The organism is Qipengyuania oceanensis (genome assembly GCF_009827535.1).
GTDB classification, from domain to species: Bacteria; Pseudomonadota; Alphaproteobacteria; order Sphingomonadales; family Sphingomonadaceae; genus Qipengyuania_C; species Qipengyuania_C oceanensis.
Genome location: NZ_WTYN01000005.1, coordinates 1 through 17,639, shown reverse-complemented (window position 1 = coordinate 17,639; position 17,639 = coordinate 1). Strand labels below are relative to the sequence as shown.

At 62.2% G+C, this 17,639-nt stretch carries 19 protein-coding genes; 12 read left to right on the top strand and 7 right to left on the bottom strand.

The window, feature by feature from the left end:
- Positions 1 to 35 precede the first annotated feature (35 nt).
- A complete protein-coding gene (locus GRI48_RS13245; RefSeq protein ID WP_160677248.1) occupies positions 36 to 293 on the top strand; it encodes a hypothetical protein in 258 nt (85 codons plus the stop codon).
- 76 nt (positions 294 to 369) lie between these two features.
- Here the strand turns inward: GRI48_RS13245 and GRI48_RS13240 are convergent, their stop codons facing one another.
- Complete coding sequence (locus tag GRI48_RS13240; protein WP_160677245.1) at positions 370 to 1,461, bottom strand: fatty acid desaturase family protein; 1,092 nt, start codon at positions 1,459 to 1,461, stop codon at positions 370 to 372.
- Between the two features lie 120 nt (positions 1,462 to 1,581).
- Here GRI48_RS13240 and GRI48_RS13235 point away from each other — a divergent pair, with 120 nt between their 5' ends.
- Together GRI48_RS13235 and GRI48_RS13230 are read left to right on the top strand one after the other, a co-directional pair.
- Positions 1,582 to 2,760, top strand: a complete 1,179-nt coding sequence (locus tag GRI48_RS13235) for an N-acetyltransferase (protein WP_237451970.1) — start codon at positions 1,582 to 1,584, stop codon at positions 2,758 to 2,760.
- 134 nt (positions 2,761 to 2,894) lie between these two features.
- Entirely contained in the window at positions 2,895 to 3,326 is a 432-nt protein-coding gene (locus tag GRI48_RS13230; RefSeq protein WP_160677242.1) for a response regulator, read from the top strand.
- A gap of 263 nt (positions 3,327 to 3,589) precedes the next feature.
- Here the strand turns inward: GRI48_RS13230 and GRI48_RS13225 are convergent, their stop codons facing one another.
- Positions 3,590 to 4,327 carry a cyclic nucleotide-binding domain-containing protein gene (locus GRI48_RS13225; protein ID WP_160677239.1) on the bottom strand — a complete coding sequence of 246 codons (738 nt, stop codon included), beginning with the start codon at positions 4,325 to 4,327 and terminating at the stop codon, positions 3,590 to 3,592.
- A gap of 152 nt (positions 4,328 to 4,479) precedes the next feature.
- Between GRI48_RS13225 and GRI48_RS13220 the strand changes: the two genes are divergently transcribed.
- Positions 4,480 to 5,274 carry a response regulator gene (locus GRI48_RS13220; RefSeq protein WP_160677236.1) on the top strand — a complete coding sequence of 265 codons (795 nt, stop codon included), beginning with the start codon at positions 4,480 to 4,482 and terminating at the stop codon, positions 5,272 to 5,274.
- Positions 5,275 to 5,357: 83 nt separating this feature from the next.
- Here GRI48_RS13220 and GRI48_RS13215 read toward each other — a convergent pair whose 3' ends face one another.
- Positions 5,358 to 7,031 carry a CHASE domain-containing protein gene (locus GRI48_RS13215; protein ID WP_237451968.1) on the bottom strand — a complete coding sequence of 558 codons (1,674 nt, stop codon included), beginning with the start codon at positions 7,029 to 7,031 and terminating at the stop codon, positions 5,358 to 5,360.
- 183 nt (positions 7,032 to 7,214) lie between these two features.
- On the opposite strand from GRI48_RS13215, the gene GRI48_RS13210 reads away from it, so the two are divergent.
- The 3 genes from GRI48_RS13210 to GRI48_RS13200 all read left to right on the top strand — a co-directional run bounded on the left by GRI48_RS13210 (position 7,215) and on the right by GRI48_RS13200 (position 9,294).
- Complete coding sequence (locus GRI48_RS13210; RefSeq protein ID WP_160677233.1) at positions 7,215 to 7,394, top strand: NepR family anti-sigma factor; 180 nt, start codon at positions 7,215 to 7,217, stop codon at positions 7,392 to 7,394.
- A complete protein-coding gene (locus tag GRI48_RS13205; protein WP_160677230.1) occupies positions 7,394 to 8,005 on the top strand; it encodes a sigma-70 family RNA polymerase sigma factor in 612 nt (203 codons plus the stop codon). Before GRI48_RS13210 ends, GRI48_RS13205 begins: the two co-directional genes overlap by 1 nt.
- 62 nt (positions 8,006 to 8,067) lie before the next feature.
- Positions 8,068 to 9,294, top strand: a complete 1,227-nt coding sequence (locus GRI48_RS13200) for an AI-2E family transporter (RefSeq protein WP_160677227.1) — start codon at positions 8,068 to 8,070, stop codon at positions 9,292 to 9,294.
- An 87-nt stretch (positions 9,295 to 9,381) separates the two neighbouring features.
- Here GRI48_RS13200 and GRI48_RS13195 read toward each other — a convergent pair whose 3' ends face one another.
- Complete coding sequence (locus GRI48_RS13195) at positions 9,382 to 9,993, bottom strand: superoxide dismutase (protein WP_160677224.1); 612 nt, start codon at positions 9,991 to 9,993, stop codon at positions 9,382 to 9,384.
- 180 nt (positions 9,994 to 10,173) lie between these two features.
- Between GRI48_RS13195 and glmM the strand changes: the two genes are divergently transcribed.
- The 3 genes from glmM to thiD are packed head-to-tail and all read left to right on the top strand — an operon-like array spanning position 10,174 to position 12,559.
- Complete coding sequence (gene glmM / locus GRI48_RS13190; RefSeq protein ID WP_160677221.1) at positions 10,174 to 11,511, top strand: phosphoglucosamine mutase; 1,338 nt, start codon at positions 10,174 to 10,176, stop codon at positions 11,509 to 11,511.
- Positions 11,511 to 11,735, top strand: coding sequence for a DUF1272 domain-containing protein (locus GRI48_RS13185; RefSeq protein ID WP_160677218.1), 225 nt, complete (start codon positions 11,511 to 11,513; stop codon positions 11,733 to 11,735). Before glmM ends, GRI48_RS13185 begins: the two co-directional genes overlap by 1 nt.
- Positions 11,732 to 12,559: a bifunctional hydroxymethylpyrimidine kinase/phosphomethylpyrimidine kinase gene (thiD, locus tag GRI48_RS13180; RefSeq protein WP_160677215.1), complete on the top strand. Its 828-nt coding sequence runs from the start codon at positions 11,732 to 11,734 to the stop codon at positions 12,557 to 12,559. Before GRI48_RS13185 ends, thiD begins: the two co-directional genes overlap by 4 nt.
- On the opposite strand, the gene GRI48_RS13175 is transcribed toward thiD, so the two are convergent.
- A complete protein-coding gene (locus GRI48_RS13175; protein WP_160677212.1) occupies positions 12,541 to 13,416 on the bottom strand; it encodes an LOG family protein in 876 nt (291 codons plus the stop codon). The two genes, thiD and GRI48_RS13175, sit on opposite strands and share 19 nt — an antisense overlap.
- Positions 13,417 to 13,595: 179 nt before the next feature.
- On the opposite strand from GRI48_RS13175, the gene GRI48_RS13170 reads away from it, so the two are divergent.
- On the top strand, positions 13,596 to 15,299 hold the full coding sequence (locus GRI48_RS13170; protein WP_160677209.1) for a hypothetical protein: 1,704 nt from the start codon (positions 13,596 to 13,598) through the stop codon (positions 15,297 to 15,299).
- A 327-nt stretch (positions 15,300 to 15,626) separates the two neighbouring features.
- On the opposite strand, the gene GRI48_RS13165 is transcribed toward GRI48_RS13170, so the two are convergent.
- Positions 15,627 to 15,992: a PRC-barrel domain-containing protein gene (locus tag GRI48_RS13165; RefSeq protein WP_160677204.1), complete on the bottom strand. Its 366-nt coding sequence runs from the start codon at positions 15,990 to 15,992 to the stop codon at positions 15,627 to 15,629.
- A 252-nt stretch (positions 15,993 to 16,244) separates the two neighbouring features.
- On the opposite strand from GRI48_RS13165, the gene GRI48_RS13160 reads away from it, so the two are divergent.
- Positions 16,245 to 16,910 carry a CPBP family intramembrane glutamic endopeptidase gene (locus GRI48_RS13160; protein WP_160677201.1) on the top strand — a complete coding sequence of 222 codons (666 nt, stop codon included), beginning with the start codon at positions 16,245 to 16,247 and terminating at the stop codon, positions 16,908 to 16,910.
- A 101-nt stretch (positions 16,911 to 17,011) separates the two neighbouring features.
- Here GRI48_RS13160 and GRI48_RS13155 read toward each other — a convergent pair whose 3' ends face one another.
- Positions 17,012 to 17,212, bottom strand: coding sequence for a hypothetical protein (locus tag GRI48_RS13155; protein WP_160677198.1), 201 nt, complete (start codon positions 17,210 to 17,212; stop codon positions 17,012 to 17,014).
- Positions 17,213 to 17,639: the final 427 nt, after the last annotated feature.

Genomic DNA, 17,639 nt, shown 5'->3' with positions numbered 1-17,639 from the left:
GCGTGCCACATTCCTGCCACAAAGGAGCTTTCGGCATGAAAAAGTTTGTTCTCCCCCTCGCAATCGTCGGCCTTTCGCTCGCGGCTTGTGACCAGTCGGAAACCACCGTCGAAGGCGACACCGCCGACATGCCGGCACCGACCGCCACCGAAACCGCAGTCGTCACCGACACCGTCGAAGTTCCGGCTGAAGGCGCTGCTGCCGACGGTTCGAGCGTTACCGTCGACGGCGCCGACGTCGATGCGACCGTCACCGAAGAAGGCGTGACCGCCACGGTCGACACCGCGAACTGATTTTCGCTTTTCGCGAATTTCAAAGGGCCGTCCCACAAGGGGCGGCCCTTTTTGCATGCGCCCGGAAGCTATCCGATCAGACGCGTCGACCCATGGTGCTGCGACCGATCCGGTAGACCAGCGCGACGAGACCGGGGTGATTGGCGCTCTGATAGGTCGAATCGATGCCCAGTTCGCGGACCAGGCGGCGGTGCGCTTCAGGCAATGAATGATAGGGCATCGAAGGCATGAGATGGTGCAGCGCGTGGTAGCGCAGGCCCACCGGTGCCCAGATTTCGGCATGCATCCCCGGCGGCGGCACATTCACCGAATCGAGGAACTGCGCGGTGACGGTCATCGCCTCGCCCTCGTTCTCCCATAGATGCGCGACCAGCGTGCGCAGCTGGTTCAGCACGGCGGTCAGCGACAGAATCGCCAGCGCCACGGCAATCGGCTTCCAGCCCAGCATCACCGCCCCGCCGATGAGCGTCCACGACCAGACCGCGCCACCCAGCTCCTGCCAGAATACGCGCGGCTTCAGCTCGCCCTCGGGCGGGCGACGGCGGAAATCGGGATTGATCGAAAGCGCCGAGAAGCGCTGCCACGTCAGTCTGCGGACTGCCGGCACGAGCGCGCCCAGCGGAACCAGCACGGCAAAGCGAAACAGCAATGCGACAGGCGCAAGCAAGGCGATCAGGACGAACAGCGGCAGGCTGTAGGGCTTCATCAGCGCAAGCGGCAGATATTCCGGATCTTCCACCGTACCGTATTGCGTACGCTTGTGGTGCAGGGTGTGCACGCCTTCGTACATGAAGGAGGGCGTCAGCAGGGGAATGCCGATCAGCAGGTTCCAGCCGAGCCGGAACCCGGGCAGCGCGTCGCGGTGGATGTGGGTGAGTTCGTGAATGAACATCAGCGCGCGGTAGAAGGCGAGCGAGGACACCACCCCCAGCACGATCATCAGCGCAGTGCTCTCGACCACAATGGCGCCGACCAGTGTGCCATAGGCAAGTGCGGCGGAAACCAGCAGATCGGTCCAGTAGATCGAACCGCGCGCCTCGGCGAGATCCTTGGTCAGGTCGCGCGCGGCACGCAGCAGCGCCTTGTCGTCGCTGGCAAGGAAATCGAGCCGCGTGGCGCGCGGTGGTGCAGCTGCGACGCTGCTGGATAGAGTTTGCGGACTGTTCATAGATAGTGTCCCGAAGCGGCCCTTATCGCACTTTTGCCCGGCAGGCCAAACGGTCCTGTTGGCAAGAGTGATCGACTGGCTTGCTTGACTTTGCCCGCCTGCCGGAGTGTGGGCTAATCCATGCTGAACGAAGGATCCGGCATGAGCGACAGCCAGATAGTGATCGAGCCCGTCTCCGGCAAGAAGGGCCGCAAGCGCTTCGTCGACCTCGGTCGCCGTTTCTCCGAGCGGTTGGAGCATTTCGTCCCGCAATTGCGCTCCGAACAGCTCGAGCTCCTCGATCCGGACAAGAACCCGTTCTTCCAGCATGCCGAAGTGCAGCTGTTCATCGCGACCCGGGCGGGCCGCGACGTCGGCAGGATTTCCGCGCACATCGACCACGTGGCGCTCGAAATGCCGTCCGAACAGGGTTTCGGGCCGGGCACCGGGCTGTTCGGCTACTTCGATGCGGAAGATGCCACGATCGCTTCCGCCTTGCTGGCCCGGGCAGAAAGCTGGCTGCGCGAACGCGGCATGGTGAAGGTTCTCGGGCCGATTTCCCTCTCGATCTGGGAAGAGCCGGGTCTTCTGGTCAAGGGCCAGGACCATGCGCCCATGATCATGATGGGCCATCATCCCGCGCACTACCAGGGCTGGATCGAGGGCGCAGGCTACGAACTGGCGAAAACCCTGTTCACCTACGACGTCGACATCACCGATGGCTTTCCCCCGCTGATCCAGCGGATCGTCCAGTCGGGCGAACGCAATGCGCGCATCACCATCCGCCCGGTCGACAAGTCCCGCTACGAGGAGGAAGTGCGGACCGCGCTCGAGATCCTCAACGATGCCTGGTCGGGCAACTGGGGTTTCGTGCCGTTCACCGAGGCGGAAATCGATTACGCTTCAAAAAAGCTGAAGCCGATCATCCACCCCGAACTTGTGATGCTGGCCGATCTCGACGGGGTGCCGGTCGCCTTCATGATAACCCTGCCGGACATCAACGAAGTGCTGGTGAAGATCGACGGCAAGCTCTTCCCCTTCGGCTGGGTAAGGATGCTGCGCTGGCTCCGCAAGCCGGTCGGAAAGCACATGCGCGTGCCCTTGATGGGGGTGCGGCGCGAACTGCACAACTCGCGGCTCGCCAGCCAGCTGGCCTTCATGATGATCGAGCATATCCGCAAGAACGCGGTCCGCGAATTCGGCACGGTCAGGGGCGAGATCGGATGGATCCTCGACGACAACCAGGGGATGATCGCCATTGCCGATGCCATCCAGAGCAAGGTGAACCGGCAGTACAACATCTACTGCAAATCGCTCTGAGCCGGCTCGGCAGCAGCCCCTTGTTGCATTCCTGCATCCCCGGGAACTGAAAGCGCAGGGGGCGGGAACTTCCCGCCCGTCCGATCCGTTCGGGGACACGTCGGCAGCTGAGGTGCCGGCACTGCGGACGAGACATGGCAAAAGCAAAGAAATCGGATCTCAAGGGCGCTGCACCGAAACGGGTTCTGGTCGTCGAGGATGATGCCATCCTCGCGCTGGCACTCGAGGACGAACTGCGTGCGATCGGAGTGGCGGACGTCGAGATATGCCATTCTACCGAGGATGCCTTGCGCGCCTTGCGGGCGGAGAAACCCGATGTACTGGTTCTCGACGTGCACCTGGCCGATCGCAACGACGGTTGGGCCATAGCGGAACTGGTCGATCATATCGGGCCCAAGCCGCCGCGGATCATTTTCTCGACCGGTGCTCCGGGCGATATTCCTGAGGCGATTGCACAGCTCGGCGCGATCATGGAAAAGCCCTACGATCCCACGCAGCTTGCCCGGCTGCTCCTGGAGCCCAAGCGCGTCGGGATCATCTCCCGCCTGCGCGCTTCGCTAACCTGACGAACGACAAGCGACGCAATGATTGGAGCGCGGTCCGCGCGTCCAATTCGCGCGCCATATTTACGCGAGTCTTGGCATAACAAGCGTCACCCAAGAAAAAAGGCCTCCGTTCTTTTGAACGGAGGCCTTTCGGGATCGTATCACCAGCCGTTTGGACGGGAGGGGGGGTCTCGGCGGTGACATAAGGAAAATGTTCGACATGAAATCGGGTTCCCGACCGATCGAAAATTTTTCTGAAGCTCGTGGTTCGGGTGTATTCGGCCTCAGATGAAGGGACGGTTGTTCGTCCCCGCGCGCTGGTATTGCGCGTAATCGCAGGCGGCATCGACGTCGGGCACGCGCAGGTTGCCCGGCTTCCACACGATCAGGCCTTCGCGCTCGAGCGAGCGCAGTGTCCGGTTCGTGTGAACCAGCGACAGGCCGAGCATGTCGGCAATCTGCGCCTGCGTGATCGGCAGATCGAGCGAGTTGTCGTCGCCGGCCATGCAGGTATCGAGCGCCCGGTCGATGAGCCACACCGCGAGGTATGCCACTCTCTCCTTCGCCGATCGCTGGCCCAGCGCCACGAGATGTTCCTCGAGCGCAGTTTCTTCCTTCGCCGCAAGCCAAGTAAGATCGTAACCCAAGTCCGTGTGCGATTTTATGAGCGCCTTGAAATCGCCTCGCTCGAAAACACACAGGCGTACGTCCAACAACGCCTCGACGGAATGCATGACTGCATCGTCGAAGGCGCCCTGCAGGCCGATGAGATCGCCGGGAAACATGAAATTGACGATCTGGCGTCGGCCGTCTTCCAGGGTCCGGTAACGGATCAGCACGCCTTCCAGCACGGAGTGCAGGTGATGCGTTTTCTTGCCCTGTTCGAGAATGATCGAACCGCGCTCTGCAGCGATATCGCCCTGCTTGTATTCCTGGATGTAGGCCAGTTCTTCCGGAGTGTGTGCGCGAAGACCGCTACACTCCTGAAGCGGGCAGTCCTTACATGCGACCGTTGATTTCACCTTGCTCCCCCATTCCCGGACAGGTGTTGATGTTTGGTCGGCAGCGTCAGCCGAAAAATCGATTTTTGTCAAATTGGCCCGGGAGGTGTAGCGGGCGGAACCAAGTAATCCGGCGGGCGTTCCATGCGCGCTATCTCAAGGGAAGGGTTTATATGTCGCTCGGCGATCAAGTCGCATCCAATCTCCCCTATCTTCGTCGCTACGCGCGTGCCCTGACCGGCTCGCAGGCGACGGGCGATGCCTTCGTGCGCGCAACGCTGGAAGCGGCTCTTGCCGACAGCGATCTGAAGGCTTCGCTCGAAGGGGGCCGCGTGCCGCTCTATCGAGCCTTCAACAAGGTCTGGGCCAGCGCCTATCTCGAAGTCGAGAGTGCCGGCGACGGCAGCGGTGGCCACGAAAGTGCTGCGCAGGACCGCCTGCGGATGATCACGCCGCTCAACCGCCAGGCCCTGCTCCTTACCACGCTGGAGGATTTCTCCATCGACCAGGCCGGCGAGATCATGGACCTCGCCCCGTCGGAAGTCGAAAGTCTGGTCCAGAACGCGGTCAGCGAGATCGATCGTGAATCGGCGACCAGCGTGCTCATCATCGAGGACGAACCGCTCATCTCGATGCAGCTGGAAGACCTGGTGAAGGGCCTCGGCCACGACATCTGCGGCACCGCGGCAACGCGCACGCAGGCCCAGGAAGTCGTCGCCAACAACACGCCGGGCCTCGTGCTTGCGGACATCCAGCTTGCCGACGGTTCCTCCGGTCTCGATGCGGTCGACGATATCCTGGCGATAGACAGTGTCCCGGTTATCTTCATCACCGCCTACCCCGAACGCCTGCTCACCGGCGACCGGCCCGAGCCGACCTATCTGGTGACCAAGCCGTTCCAAGAAGCGACGGTTCGTGCAGCGATCAGCCAGGCACTGTTCTTCGGATCGAGCCGACCGCTGGCCTGATCCGGCTCAACCGGCACATTATTGCAGAATGCAGAACGGGCGGTCCGCTGGGCCGCCCGTTTTTTATCGGTTCTATCGGAATGTCATCCCGGCCTGGAAGCCTGCTCGGGCCGCGCCCGGATCGCGAACGCGCTGCGCCGACGAAGCGGGATCAGCAGCTTGCAGGAAACGCCTTGGGGCGCGAAGACGAGCTCCACGGGATGCTTGAGTTCGTGTGCCACGATCTTCTCGAGCAGGTCGGTGCCGAAGCCGCGCGAACTCGGCTGCGAGACTTCCGGTCCACCGCTTTCCTGCCACAGCAGTTCGATGAGGTCGTCGCCCACTTTCTTCCAGTGAACCTGCACCTGTCCGCCCGCCTGGCTGAGCGCGCCGTACTTGACCGCGTTGGTGGCCAGCTCGTGCAGGGCCAGGCCCAGGGACAGCGCGTCGTTCGGCGCCACCGCAACATTGGGACCGCTGCACACTATCGCATCGCTTGAGCCATGCTGGTAGGGCAGCAGTTCGGCATCCACGATCTGCCGGACCCGCGTGGTCCCCCATTCCGATTGCGTCAGCAGGTCGTGCGTGGCGGAGAGCGCCCTGATCCGGCCTTCCAGCCCTTCGGCATATTCGTCCACGTTGGTCGCGCGGCGCCGGGTCAGCGCGGCGATAGATAGGACGTTGGCAAGCGTATTCTTGACCCGGTGATTGAGCTCGCGGGTAAGCGTGTTGCGGATCGAGTGCTGCTCTTCGAGCCAATCGAGAGCTGCGCGGTCTTCCAGCGCCTGCTGCGTCATCAGCCTTGCCACAAGCATCAGCAGGCTCCCGACGGCGAGGCCGAACAGCAGGGTCAGCATCGAAATCAGCGACAGCGACGCGTTCTTGGCCGATTCGACGACGAGCAGCATCGGGCGGTTGGCGACGGTCACGTCTTCGATCAGCGTCCGGCCACTACTGAATTCGCTCGGCAGTTCCGCGAGCAGGCGATCGGGCAATACCGCCCCGTCGTAGAGCTTGACCCCCATCCGGCCCCTCGTTTCGAGTTCGAGCGCGGAATCGAGAAATTGCTGGGCGTTGAAGGGGCTGTAAATGAAGCCTCGCAACCTGCGCTCCATGCCAGCGCCCTGGAACACCGGCATGTAGATCAGGAAGCCCGGGGCCTTGCCTTCGCCTTCCTGCAGCAGGACGATCCGGCCGGTGGCGGTCGGGGAAACCGTCCGCATCGATTCGTCCATCGCGGCACGGCGGGTCGGCTCGGAATACATGTTGTAGCCGATCGCGCGCAGGTTTCTCTGGGTCGCCGGCTGGAGATAGGTGACCGGCACGATGCGCCGCGTGGCGGCATCGGGCCGGGGCCGTATGGCTTCCAGCGCGACTCCGAAGCTCGCCATCTCGGCGCGATAGCTGGGCAGTTCGTCCGGCGTGATGGCGCGCGCCCACCCGATGCCATCCGAACCGCGAAAATCGGAATCGAGGCGCAACTCGTCGACGAAACTGCCGAACAGGCCCGGGTCGACCCGATCGGTCGTGGACAGCAACGCTGCGCCGGCACGAAGGTAGGAGGAACTGCTCGCCGCGCGCCGTTCCAGCGCGGAGGCTACTGCCTGGCCCGTTTCGCGCATCGAGGAGAGTTCGCGCTGGCTTTCCGCCCGCTCGATTACGAACACGCTCAGGATCGCGATCGCCATGACCAGCAGGAAGATTCCGACCGGGACCGCGCGCGGATAATCGACGAGTAACCGTCGCGATTTCCGCTCCGAGAGATCCTGGTGTTCCAAACGTTGCCCCGAAAGTGTGATACCGTCAGAAGACGGCGTATTGAACGACCGCGATAGGCGAGGCCGGTTGATCACCTCAGGCAGGGAACCATATAGGACGCGCATCGTTCCCCACACACTCACGGGATCGTAAAGGTGCGTCCTTCCGGGCACATTTACAAAACTAGGAAACGCGTAACCGCTATGAATGGCGAAACCGAAGGTCGTGACGAGAAAGCTGGACGGGTGCAGAAACACAGCAAGAACGGGTCTGAAAAACCTGGCTGGGCCAATGGCCTTCGCCAGCTGTACGATACTGTGGTGAACGAACCGCTCCCCGACAATTTCAAGGATCTGCTGTCGAAACTGGACGACCAGGACTGATGGCAAAACATGAACGCACGGCCACCGACAAGGCCGACTTCAAGCGCGAGTTGACCGATGTGGTCCCGCACCTGCGGGCCTTTGCCCGCGGCTTGTGCGGACGCGCCGACATGGCGGACGATCTCGTTCAGGAAGCATTGCTCAAGGCGTGGGCCGCCCAGGAACGGTTCGAACCCGGCACATCCATGCGCGCCTGGACCTTCGTCATCCTGCGCAATGCCTATCTGACGGATATGCGGCGCAACCGCTTTCGCGGCGAGTACGACGAGAACGTCGCCGAACGCATCCTGACCGCTCCGGCAGGGCAGGAGGAGCCGATCCACCTATCCGACATGCACCGCGCGCTGCTGACGCTGCCGGCCGAACGCCGCGAGGCGCTGCTGCTGGTGGGCGCAGGCGGTTTCTCCTACGAAGAAGCGGCGAACATCTGCGGTTGCGCGGTCGGCACGATCAAGAGCCGGGTCGGGCGCGCGCGTGCCGCGCTCAACTCCATGCTCGACGAGGGGTCGATTCCGCAGCGCTCGATCGACGACCAGGGAGCTCACCGGGCGATCCTCGAGGAACTCGACGAAGTGGCGATGGGCAACGGGCAAGCCGCCGCGCGCGACTGAACGGCAGGCTTGGTCGGGGACCGCTTGCCGTGAACCTTCCGGCGAGGCATTAGACAGGGGACATGAGCGACATCGACCTGCCCCCTGCTCAAGCGACCGCAAGCGATGCAGGTGATGCCGCGAGCCAGCGCGCCGGGCGCAGGCATGCCTTTGCCGAGCAGGAGCTGCGCCTCATCTCCGCGTTGGTCGTGATCCTCGGCCTCGGACTGTTCTTCGCGCTGCCATTCGTGCTGTCGATCGGCTCGGTCGTGTTCCTGCCGCTCGTCACTGCGCTGATCCTGACGATCGTGCTGTCTCCGCTGGCCGACAAGCTGGCTGGCTGGGGCCTTCCCAACGTGCTCGCCTCGCTTGCCGCGCTGCTGTTCTTTTTCGCGGTACTGTTGCTCGCGCTGGCGCTGATCCTGCAACCCGCCATGACGCTGATCGACCAGCTGCCAGCGATGGTCCAGCAGGTTTCCCAGCGGTTTGCCGAGTTGCGCAACACCTTCAGCTGGGTGGAGGACATCAACCGCGAGCTGGCCGAGCTGATGGGATCGGAAGATTCGCGCAAGGTCGTGCTCGAAGGGCCGAACATCCTGCAGGAGCTGGCGATCGCCACGCCCAGCGTGCTGCTGGAAGTCCTGCTGACTTTCCTCATGTCCTTTTTCATGATCGAGGGGCGGGTACGGGTCCGCCGCCACCTGATGCTCGACCGTGCATCCTTCGGAACGTCGATCAAGGCTGCGCGCGTCGTGCGCGAAGTGCAGGACCGGGTCGCATCCTACATCCTCACCGTCACCTGGATAAACGCCGGAGTCGGCGTGGTCGTCGCCCTGGGAGCCTGGGCGCTCGACGTCGATGCACCGGTGATGTGGGGCGGGCTTGCCGCGATCCTCAACTTCATTCCCTATATCGGGCCGTTCGCCATGATCGCCCTGCTGACGCTATTCGGGGTGGGCACGGCGGAGACGGCCTTGCTGGGCCTCATTCCGGCCCTTGCCTACCTGTCGCTGCACACGATCGAATCGAACGTGATCACCCCTTCGATCCTGGGTGCGCGGTTCACCATGAACCCGGTGCTGATCCTGATCGCGTTCAGCTATTTTACCTGGGTCTGGGGCGTGTTCGGCGCGCTTCTGTCGGTCCCGATCCTGCTGACGGTGACCGCGCTGTTCGATCATATCGGTCGACCGAACCTCATCGGCTTCATCTTTGGCGAGCCGCTGTTCGGTAGCCACCCCTTCGCCGATACTCCCGACGAACTGATCGCCGAGGCCGAAGCGGAAATCCAGGGCCAGACAGCCGCCTGAAAATCCGCCGCGTCGCGTCCCAATAGCAATAGGCCCGCCCCGCATCGATGCGGAACGGGCCCTTGCGATTTATAATCTTCGATCAGCTCAGGACGGGTATTTCCACGTCTCTCCGCGAGCGAGGTTTTCCGAAGCGAAGCTCCAGTTCAGATTGTTTTCGATGACCGCCTTCAGATAGGCCGGCCGGGCGTTCTGGTGGTCGAGGTAATAGGCGTGCTCCCACACGTCGAGCACCAGCAGCGGATTGAAATCGCCATCGGCCAGCGTGTCGGCATCATGGCTTTCCTCGATCGAGACCTTGCCGTCCTTCTCGGCGAGCCAGACCCAGCCGCTGGCGAAGTGGCCGCCGCCACGATCGGCGAGCTTGCTGTTGAAATCCTCGATCGAGCCAAAGGCTTCTTCGACCATCGATTTCAATTCGCCCGACGGGTGCGATTTCTCGGCTGCAAGCGAGTGCCAGTAGAAGCCATGGTTCCATACCTGGGCCGCGTTATTGAACAGGCCCTGCTTCGATCCGCGGGCCTTGGCGATGACCGTTTCCAGATCGTCGTCGGCCATGTCGGTGCCTTCGATGGCGGCATTGGTCTTGTCGACATAGGCCTGGTGATGCTTGCCATGATGATAGGACAGCGTCTCGGCGGAAATGGCCGGATCCAGCGCGTCCTTGTCGAATGGCAGGTCGATCAAACTGAAACTCATGAGATATCCCTTTTCTTTGTCCACCGGTGTGCGGGTTCGATAATTCAATGCATGGGCGGCCAAATCGTTGCAAGCCGCGCCGCAAGCGCTGCGGCTTTCGCGCCGACCTCTTCCCTTTGGCGGGATATGCCGCCACAAGCGCTCCGCAAGCGGCAGGACACAACAAGGAACGCCTGAAGGATGGGACGCAAGTTTTTCGGCACCGACGGCATCAGGGGCCGGACGAACGAGGATGTCATGACCGCCGAACTCGCGATGCGGGTCGGCCAGGCGGCGGGCGCGCATTTTCGCCGCGGCGATCATCGCCACCGGGTGGTGATCGGCAAGGACACGCGGCTTTCGGGCTACATGATCGAAAGCGCGCTGGTCGCGGGCTTCACCAGCGTCGGCATGGACGTGGTTATGACCGGCCCGCTGCCGACACCGGCGATCGCACTGCTGACGCGCGAGATGCGGGCCGACCTCGGCGTGATGATCTCCGCCAGCCACAACCCCTATTCGGATAACGGGATCAAGCTGTTCGGCCCCGACGGGTTCAAGCTGTCCGACGATGCCGAAATGGCGATCGAGACACTGATGGAGCGCGATCCGGAACTCGCCCCGGCGGAACAGATCGGCCGTGCGCGGCGGATCGACGATGCCTCGGGCCGCTACATCCACGCGGTCAAGCAGTCGGTCGGCGCCCATGTCCGCTTCGACGGGCTTAAAGTGGTGCTCGATTGCGCGAACGGGGCGGCTTACCAGGTGACCCCCGCGGCGATCTGGGAACTGGGCGCGGAAGTCATTCCGATCGGCGTCACCCCCAACGGGACGAATATCAATCGCGACGTCGGCTCGACCTCGCTCGCTGCGATCAAGGCGAAGGTGGTCGAGGAAGGCGCCGACATCGGCCTCGCGCTCGACGGTGATGCCGATCGTCTGATCGTGGTCGACGAGAAAGGTCAGACGGTCGACGGCGACCAGATCATGGCCCTCATCGCCACGCGCATGGCGGAAAAGCGCGAGCTGTCCGGCGCAGGAGTCGTCGCGACGGTCATGAGCAATCTCGGCCTCGAACGGTATTTGCGCGGCCTCAACCTGGCCCTGGTCCGCACCAAGGTCGGTGACCGCTATGTGCTGGAGGAAATGAAGCGCGGTGGATTCAATGTCGGGGGTGAACAGTCGGGTCACATGATCATGCTCGATCACGGCACCACCGGTGACGGCACGGTCGCGGCGTTGCGCGTGCTCGCGAGCCTGGTGCGCGAGGGCAAGCCCGCCAGCGAGCTGCTCCACCTGTTCGACCCGGTCCCGCAACTTCTCAAGAATGTCCGCTATTCCGGCGGGAAGCCTCTCGAGAACGAAACGGTCAAGGCCGCCATCGCCGATGCCGAGGCGACGCTTTCCGGCAACGGCCGGCTGGTGATCCGCGCTTCGGGGACTGAGCCGGTGATCCGCGTCATGGCCGAAGGGGACGATGCGGCCCAGGTCGAACGGGTCGTCGACGCGGTCTGTCAGGCCGTGCAGGACGCAGCCTGATGCTCGAGATGCGTCCCGACTGCGAACGCTGCGGCACGGACCTTCCCGCGGAGAGCCCCGGAGCCTTCATCTGCAGCTTCGAATGCACTTTCTGCGCGACTTGCGCCGAAAATCTTGATGACATCTGCCCCAATTGCGGCGGGGAACTGATGGACCGGCCGACCCGGGCAAGAAAGCTGCAGGAGAAATTCCCCCCATCCACCGACCGCAAGTTCACACCATGACGCGCGAGACACCGCGCGTGCTCGCCATCGCCGGGTCCGACAGTTCGGGCGGCGCCGGGATCCAGGCCGACATCAAGACGATCGCGATGCTCGGCGGATACGCGATGACCGCGATTACCGCGGTGACGGCGCAGAACACGGTCGGCGTCCAGGCGATCGCGCCGCTGGGAGCGGACATGGTGAGCGAGCAGATCGCCTCCTGCATCGACGACATCGGTGTCGACGCGATCAAGATCGGCATGCTGCACGATGCGCCGATCATCGCCGCCGTCGCCGACGCGCTGCACAAGCTGGCCCCACAGACGCCGATCGTGCTCGATCCGGTGATGGTCGCGACCTCGGGGGCGATGCTCATCGCTCCCGATGCGATCGAGGCGATGCGCGAGCGCTTGTTTCCGCTCGCCACGCTCATCACCCCCAATATCCCGGAGCTCGAACATCTCGCCGGGCGGAGCTTGAGCGACACGGATGAGGTCGCTCGCGCCGCCCAGGAAATCGCCGCTCCCTATTCGAACCACGTCCTTGCCAAGGGCGGCCACGGCGAGGGAGACCGGATCATCGACATACTGATCGGCGCGGGCGACGCGCGCGCTGTGACCTTCAACGATCCGCGCATCGACAGCCGGCAGACGCATGGCACGGGGTGCACGCTGTCATCTGCGATCGCCACGCTGCTCGGCCACGGCCAGTCGCTCGAACATGCCGTCCGGCTCGCACGCCAATTCGTGCGTCGCGCCATCGAGGTCGCACCGGGTTTCGGCGCCGGACACGGGCCGCTCGGCCATCACGCCGTCGGGCGCGGGCTTCAGCCTTCCAGTTCGTAGAACTTGGAGATTTCCGCCCAGGCTTCCTCGGCGGTTTCGCACCAGGTGAACAGGTCGAGATCTTCCTTGCTGATGGTCCCTTCCTCGGCGAAGGCCTCGAAATCGATTACCCGAGTCCAGAAGTCCTTGCCGAACAGAAGGATCGGAATCGGTTTCATCTTGCCGGTCTGGATGAGGGTCAGCAGTTCGAAGAATTCGTCAAACGTGCCGAAGCCGCCCGGGAACACCGCCACCGCCCGCGCGCGCAGCAGGAAGTGCATCTTGCGCAGCGCGAAATAGTGGAACTGGAACGACAGGTAGGGCGTGACATAGGCGTTGGGTGCCTGCTCGTGCGGCAGGACGATGTTAAGCCCGATCGATTCCGCGCCAGCGTCCGATGCCCCCCGGTTGGCAGCCTCCATTATCGACGGGCCGCCGCCCGAAGTAATCACGAACTGGCGCTTGCCGTCCTCGATGATCGACTTCTCGCTGACCATCCGCGCAAGCTTGTAGGCCTCGTCGTAGTATTTCGCCTTGTCCGCCAGCCGCTGGGCCACTGTCTTCGCCTCGTCGCTGGCATTGGCGACGAGCGCTTCGGCGGTCTCTGGCGCCGGGATGCGCGCCGAGCCGTACATCACCAGCGTCGATCCCACGCCGGCTTCGTCGAGAAGCATCTCGGGCTTGAGCAATTCCAGCTGGAAGCGGACCGGACGCAGTTCCTCGCGCAGCAGGAAATCCGTGTCGCGAAACGCGAGCCGATACGCCGGATGCTGCGTCTGCGGCGTGCTCAGCGGAGAGCTTTCCGAAAACGCCGCTTCCTGTTCGGCGCGGTAGAACTTGCGGTTTGTCAGCGTGTGGTCGTCTGTTTCGTCAGTCATGTCGCTCGCCCTAGGCGGGCGGCAAAACATCGGCAAGCCGTCGCCCCGAACATTACCGCATCGGGTGGCTAAACCTCCACTTCGGACGGGGTGGAGTGCCGGGCCCTGCGTAAACTTCCCTAAGTCCAATTGCGTAGCCGGCCGCCAGTCGGGCTGGAGCCAATGCAAAGGAGCTTGCTATGTTCGATCGAAGCGGAATCTGCGCGATGCTGGTGCTAGGGTACCTCGCCTGTAATGCTGCACCGGCCATGGCCCAGCAATGCGCAATGGACGGCGCGAGCGCTTCCGGCTCATCCACGACCGCGTCGGATACGATCGCCTGCGGGTCCGGTGCAGCCGCCCGGGGCCAGGGCGCCAGCGCCTATGGAGCAAATGCGGTCGCGCACGACAGCGCCGCAATCGCGATCGGAGCCGGGTCGGTCGCAACGCGCATGGACGACGAAGAGCCTCTGACAATCCCTGATCTGCCGCCAGGCTTTGCCGCCATGGCCATCGGTGCCCGGTCGGCGGCGGCAGGCTTCGACGCGATCGCCATCGGGCGCGGTGCGGTCGCAGGGTCAGTGACCGACACCGACGCCTCCGACGGAAGCTATGTTCTCGGCCTCGCGGATTTCGCAATGGCTATCGGCAGCCAGGCGCTCGCCGATCGCCCGTTCGCTCTGGCCATCGGGGGCGGATCGCAGGCTCATGGTATCGAATCGATCGCATTCGGACAGGACGCAGTCGCCGCGCAGGGCGCGGTGAGCGCGATCGGAGCGCGCGCGGAAGCAGCTGGATCGTATTCGCTGGCGCTGGGATCGGGTTCGAGTGCAGGTGACGAGGCTTCGGTGGCGCTCGGGTTTTCGACCATTGCGTCAGGCGTCGGGGCGACTGCGCTCGGCGGGATCGCGTCGGCCACCGGTGGCGGGGCGAGTGCGATGGGGGTGTTCGCAGATGCATCTGGGGGCAATGCGACGGCTGTCGGCCAGCGAGCGGTGGCCAGCGGCGACCAGGCAAGCGCCTTGGGGATGCGGGCCCAGGCAACGGGACAGAATGCGACGGCTGTTGGCCAGAACGCCGAGGCCGGCCAGACCGGTTCTCTGGCTGTCGGGTCGAACACTCTGGCATCCGGTATAAATGCGGCTGCCGTTGGATACCAGGCACAGGCATCCGGTGAGAATGGTTCTGCATTCGGCTATCAGGCCAGTGCCATTGGAGCGCAGGGCACCGCTGTCGGCGCACTAGCCCTGGTCAGCGGCGTCAACGCCACCGTGGTCGGCCAGTCAGCGCAAGCAGCGGGCGAGATGGCAGTGGCGATTGGCGCCGGGGCCAATGCAGTTCATGGCAATGGCGTGGCGATCGGCAGCGGGGCTGCCACGCGTGCGGCCAACCAGGTGATGCTCGGCGGGGCCGGTTCCTCGGTCGCGCTGGGCGACATCGGTGCGAGCACCGCGGCACAGGACGGCGGGCAGCTCTACATGGTGACGGTCGACAGCGCCGGCACGCTCGGCAAGGGCACGGCAGTCGCGACGCAGGCCGGTCTGGGCGCGGTCGAGACCTCGATGCGCCGGATCGCAGCGGTCACCGATGCGCAGTTCGCCGCCCTCGACGGGCGGGTGGCGAGCATCGAGGGCCAGGTCACCGACCTGTTCGACCTCGCCGAGGTCGACCGCAAGGAGACGCGCCAGGGGCTGGCCGCCATCGCCGCCATGGCGACCCCGCATTTCCCGAGCGAGGCGGGCAGGACCAGCTATGCCAGCAACGTCGCGGTCCATCGCGGCGAAGTCGGCTTCTCGGCCGGGCTCATGCACCGCTTCGAGGGCGACTTCGCGATCACCGCAGGCGCAACCTACGCCGGCGGCAGCAGCGCCACCGTCAAGGCAGGCATCGCAGGCGAATTTTGAGGTGAATCGGAACCGCGCAAGTTGCGCATCTGCGCGAGACACATTGGCGGAGGAGGCAGTCAAACAGCAAATTCTCTCTGTTTGACGAGCGTTCTCGGTGTGATTTGTCCTTAAGTCCAAAATATAATCAGTCTGCGAGATTGCACGGTCGTTTCAAATGCTTACTCCGAAAAAAAGTTTCATTTGCGGCAAAGCGTAGGAAAACATCAGCACTAAGCGGATGTCGGCGTCAAACCGACCAAGATGAAGAGTTTCGGTTCGCTCGACGAGTATACTCAAATTATCAGCGCCCCGACACCGTGCAGGGCCGAGGCGCCGATTTCGGTGTCACCAGTATGGGGTGGCGACCCAATACGAGTAGACCCTCGATTGATAATCGCGATCGAGCTGCTGCTCGCGGTCGTTGTCGCTGTACGTAGGAGCGTTCTTCAGCTGCTCTTCAGTTACGTCGAGCTTATAGCCGCCGAGCTCACTGTTGTACTTAAGCTTCTCCCATGGGAGGCTGTGAAGTTTGCCGCCCATTCCTAGAAAAGCGCCAACTGACACTTCGACATCACGAGCCTGACCTGACAGCTTGTCGATCATGATCCGTTGTACGGATCCGATCTTGTTGTTTTCTTTGCCATACACCGAGGTACCCTCTACCCGGTCACTGCCGATCAGTGAATGGTCTCTGGTTTTTTCGTCAAGCATACTCCTTCTCCATTGCTCTGGTTTTGGATCGAGGAGTTACCGAACTGAAAGAATCAGGAGGGCAACTCCTCACCCAAAACAACGAATAAGGCATGGGATTGTGCCGAGAGTATCAAGGTGGTCAGTTCCGCTATCGGGCCTCCGTAATACCGCAGCCTCACGACATTCGTGCAGCAGGCTCGTCCTGCTTCGATTATCTGATTGCCATTTCTGGCACAGCACGGGTAAGCCGCCGCGATCTCAAGGCATTTGATGCCGCCTGAAAGCGGTTTGGAGAAAATTGTGCTCGGCAAACCAGCTCGTGCAATTCTGGTTGCTCTATTCTTCGCAGGTGCCCTGGCAGCGCCCATACCCTTCCCGTTTAAAGTTCCCATAATCGCCGCGATAGCCTTGATCTGGATCTGGATAGAAGATCGAGGTCTTGCGCCAGTTGGTCTGACACTCCCGCGCCGACCTGGGAGTACGATGCTGTGGGCCGCAGGCGGCGCACTTGGCGCCACTCTGATAATCGGTGAACTCATTCTTCCGCTGATAGAACGGGTGTTCTCAATTGAGACCGATCATGCTGCTTATGGACCATTGAGAGGTAACGAGCAGGCAGCGCTACGCCTATGGGCATACGCGATGTTTAGCGCGGCTGTCGCAGAGGAAATTATCTATCGCGGATTTCTTTTGCATCAACTTTCGCGGATTGTTCGCCAAGGCAACGCTGGCCGTTGGGCAGCTATCTTGGTTGGCGCGATGGCCTTTGCCATTCCGCATTATGCCCAAGGACCAGTCGGATTAGCGTCAGTATTTCTCGTCGGGGTGCTTTTCGGCTGGATCTTTTTTCGAAGCGATCGAAACTTGTGGAGTCTTTTCCTCGCACACGCACTGGTCGACACTTGGGGAATCTATTCGCTGTATCGTGGTTGGTAGCTTCGATCGGAGCAATAGCAGACCATGGATTATCCGCCATTGGGCATGAACCGACATGTCCAATGAAGCAGTGCATAACGCGGTCGTATTTTGGAGTGCAGTCAGGACTCGGAGTTCGGATTCCCAATTTTTCTCAAACGTTCAGCTTGAGTCTTCGCTCTTTCAATCGCAGATTGAGAACAATCCGCTTCAGCCAGATCATCAATTTCATCCGCTGCCTTATCTAGCAGGCTTTTAAGTGCGCGCTTCTCTTGCTCCGCATTCTGAAGTTTGTGCTGAAGTGTGCGTTTCTCGTCATCCATGTCGAAAGCCTTGAAATTTCTGCGAGCAAGAGTTCAAGATGGCCAGCATTTCGCAAGTTGCCTCTAGTCAGCAAAGAGATGGCCATCTCTAGTTATGGCCAATTATATTTGCTCGCGGTCCCCATTCTGGTCAAGTTCATCCATAATCTCGACATCTTGCATCGCATCTGCGTGCCTGAGGTTGACCTCGTTTCTGGGGATCACTGTCATTCTGCCGTCAGTTTCAAAAATCACCCAATTTGCCTCGTCCTTATCCATCGTTCCGTGTTCACGAAGAACTGATCGAATTCCATCTTTGGATACTCACGTCTCGCTCATTGCTTTTTCCAAGAATACGCCATTGTGAGTGAGTGACCTTCCCCCAAGAAAGTGGTCCATTTTGAGAGTTAGAGAACCGGCTATTTACGGCTTGAAAGGAGCTGCTGAA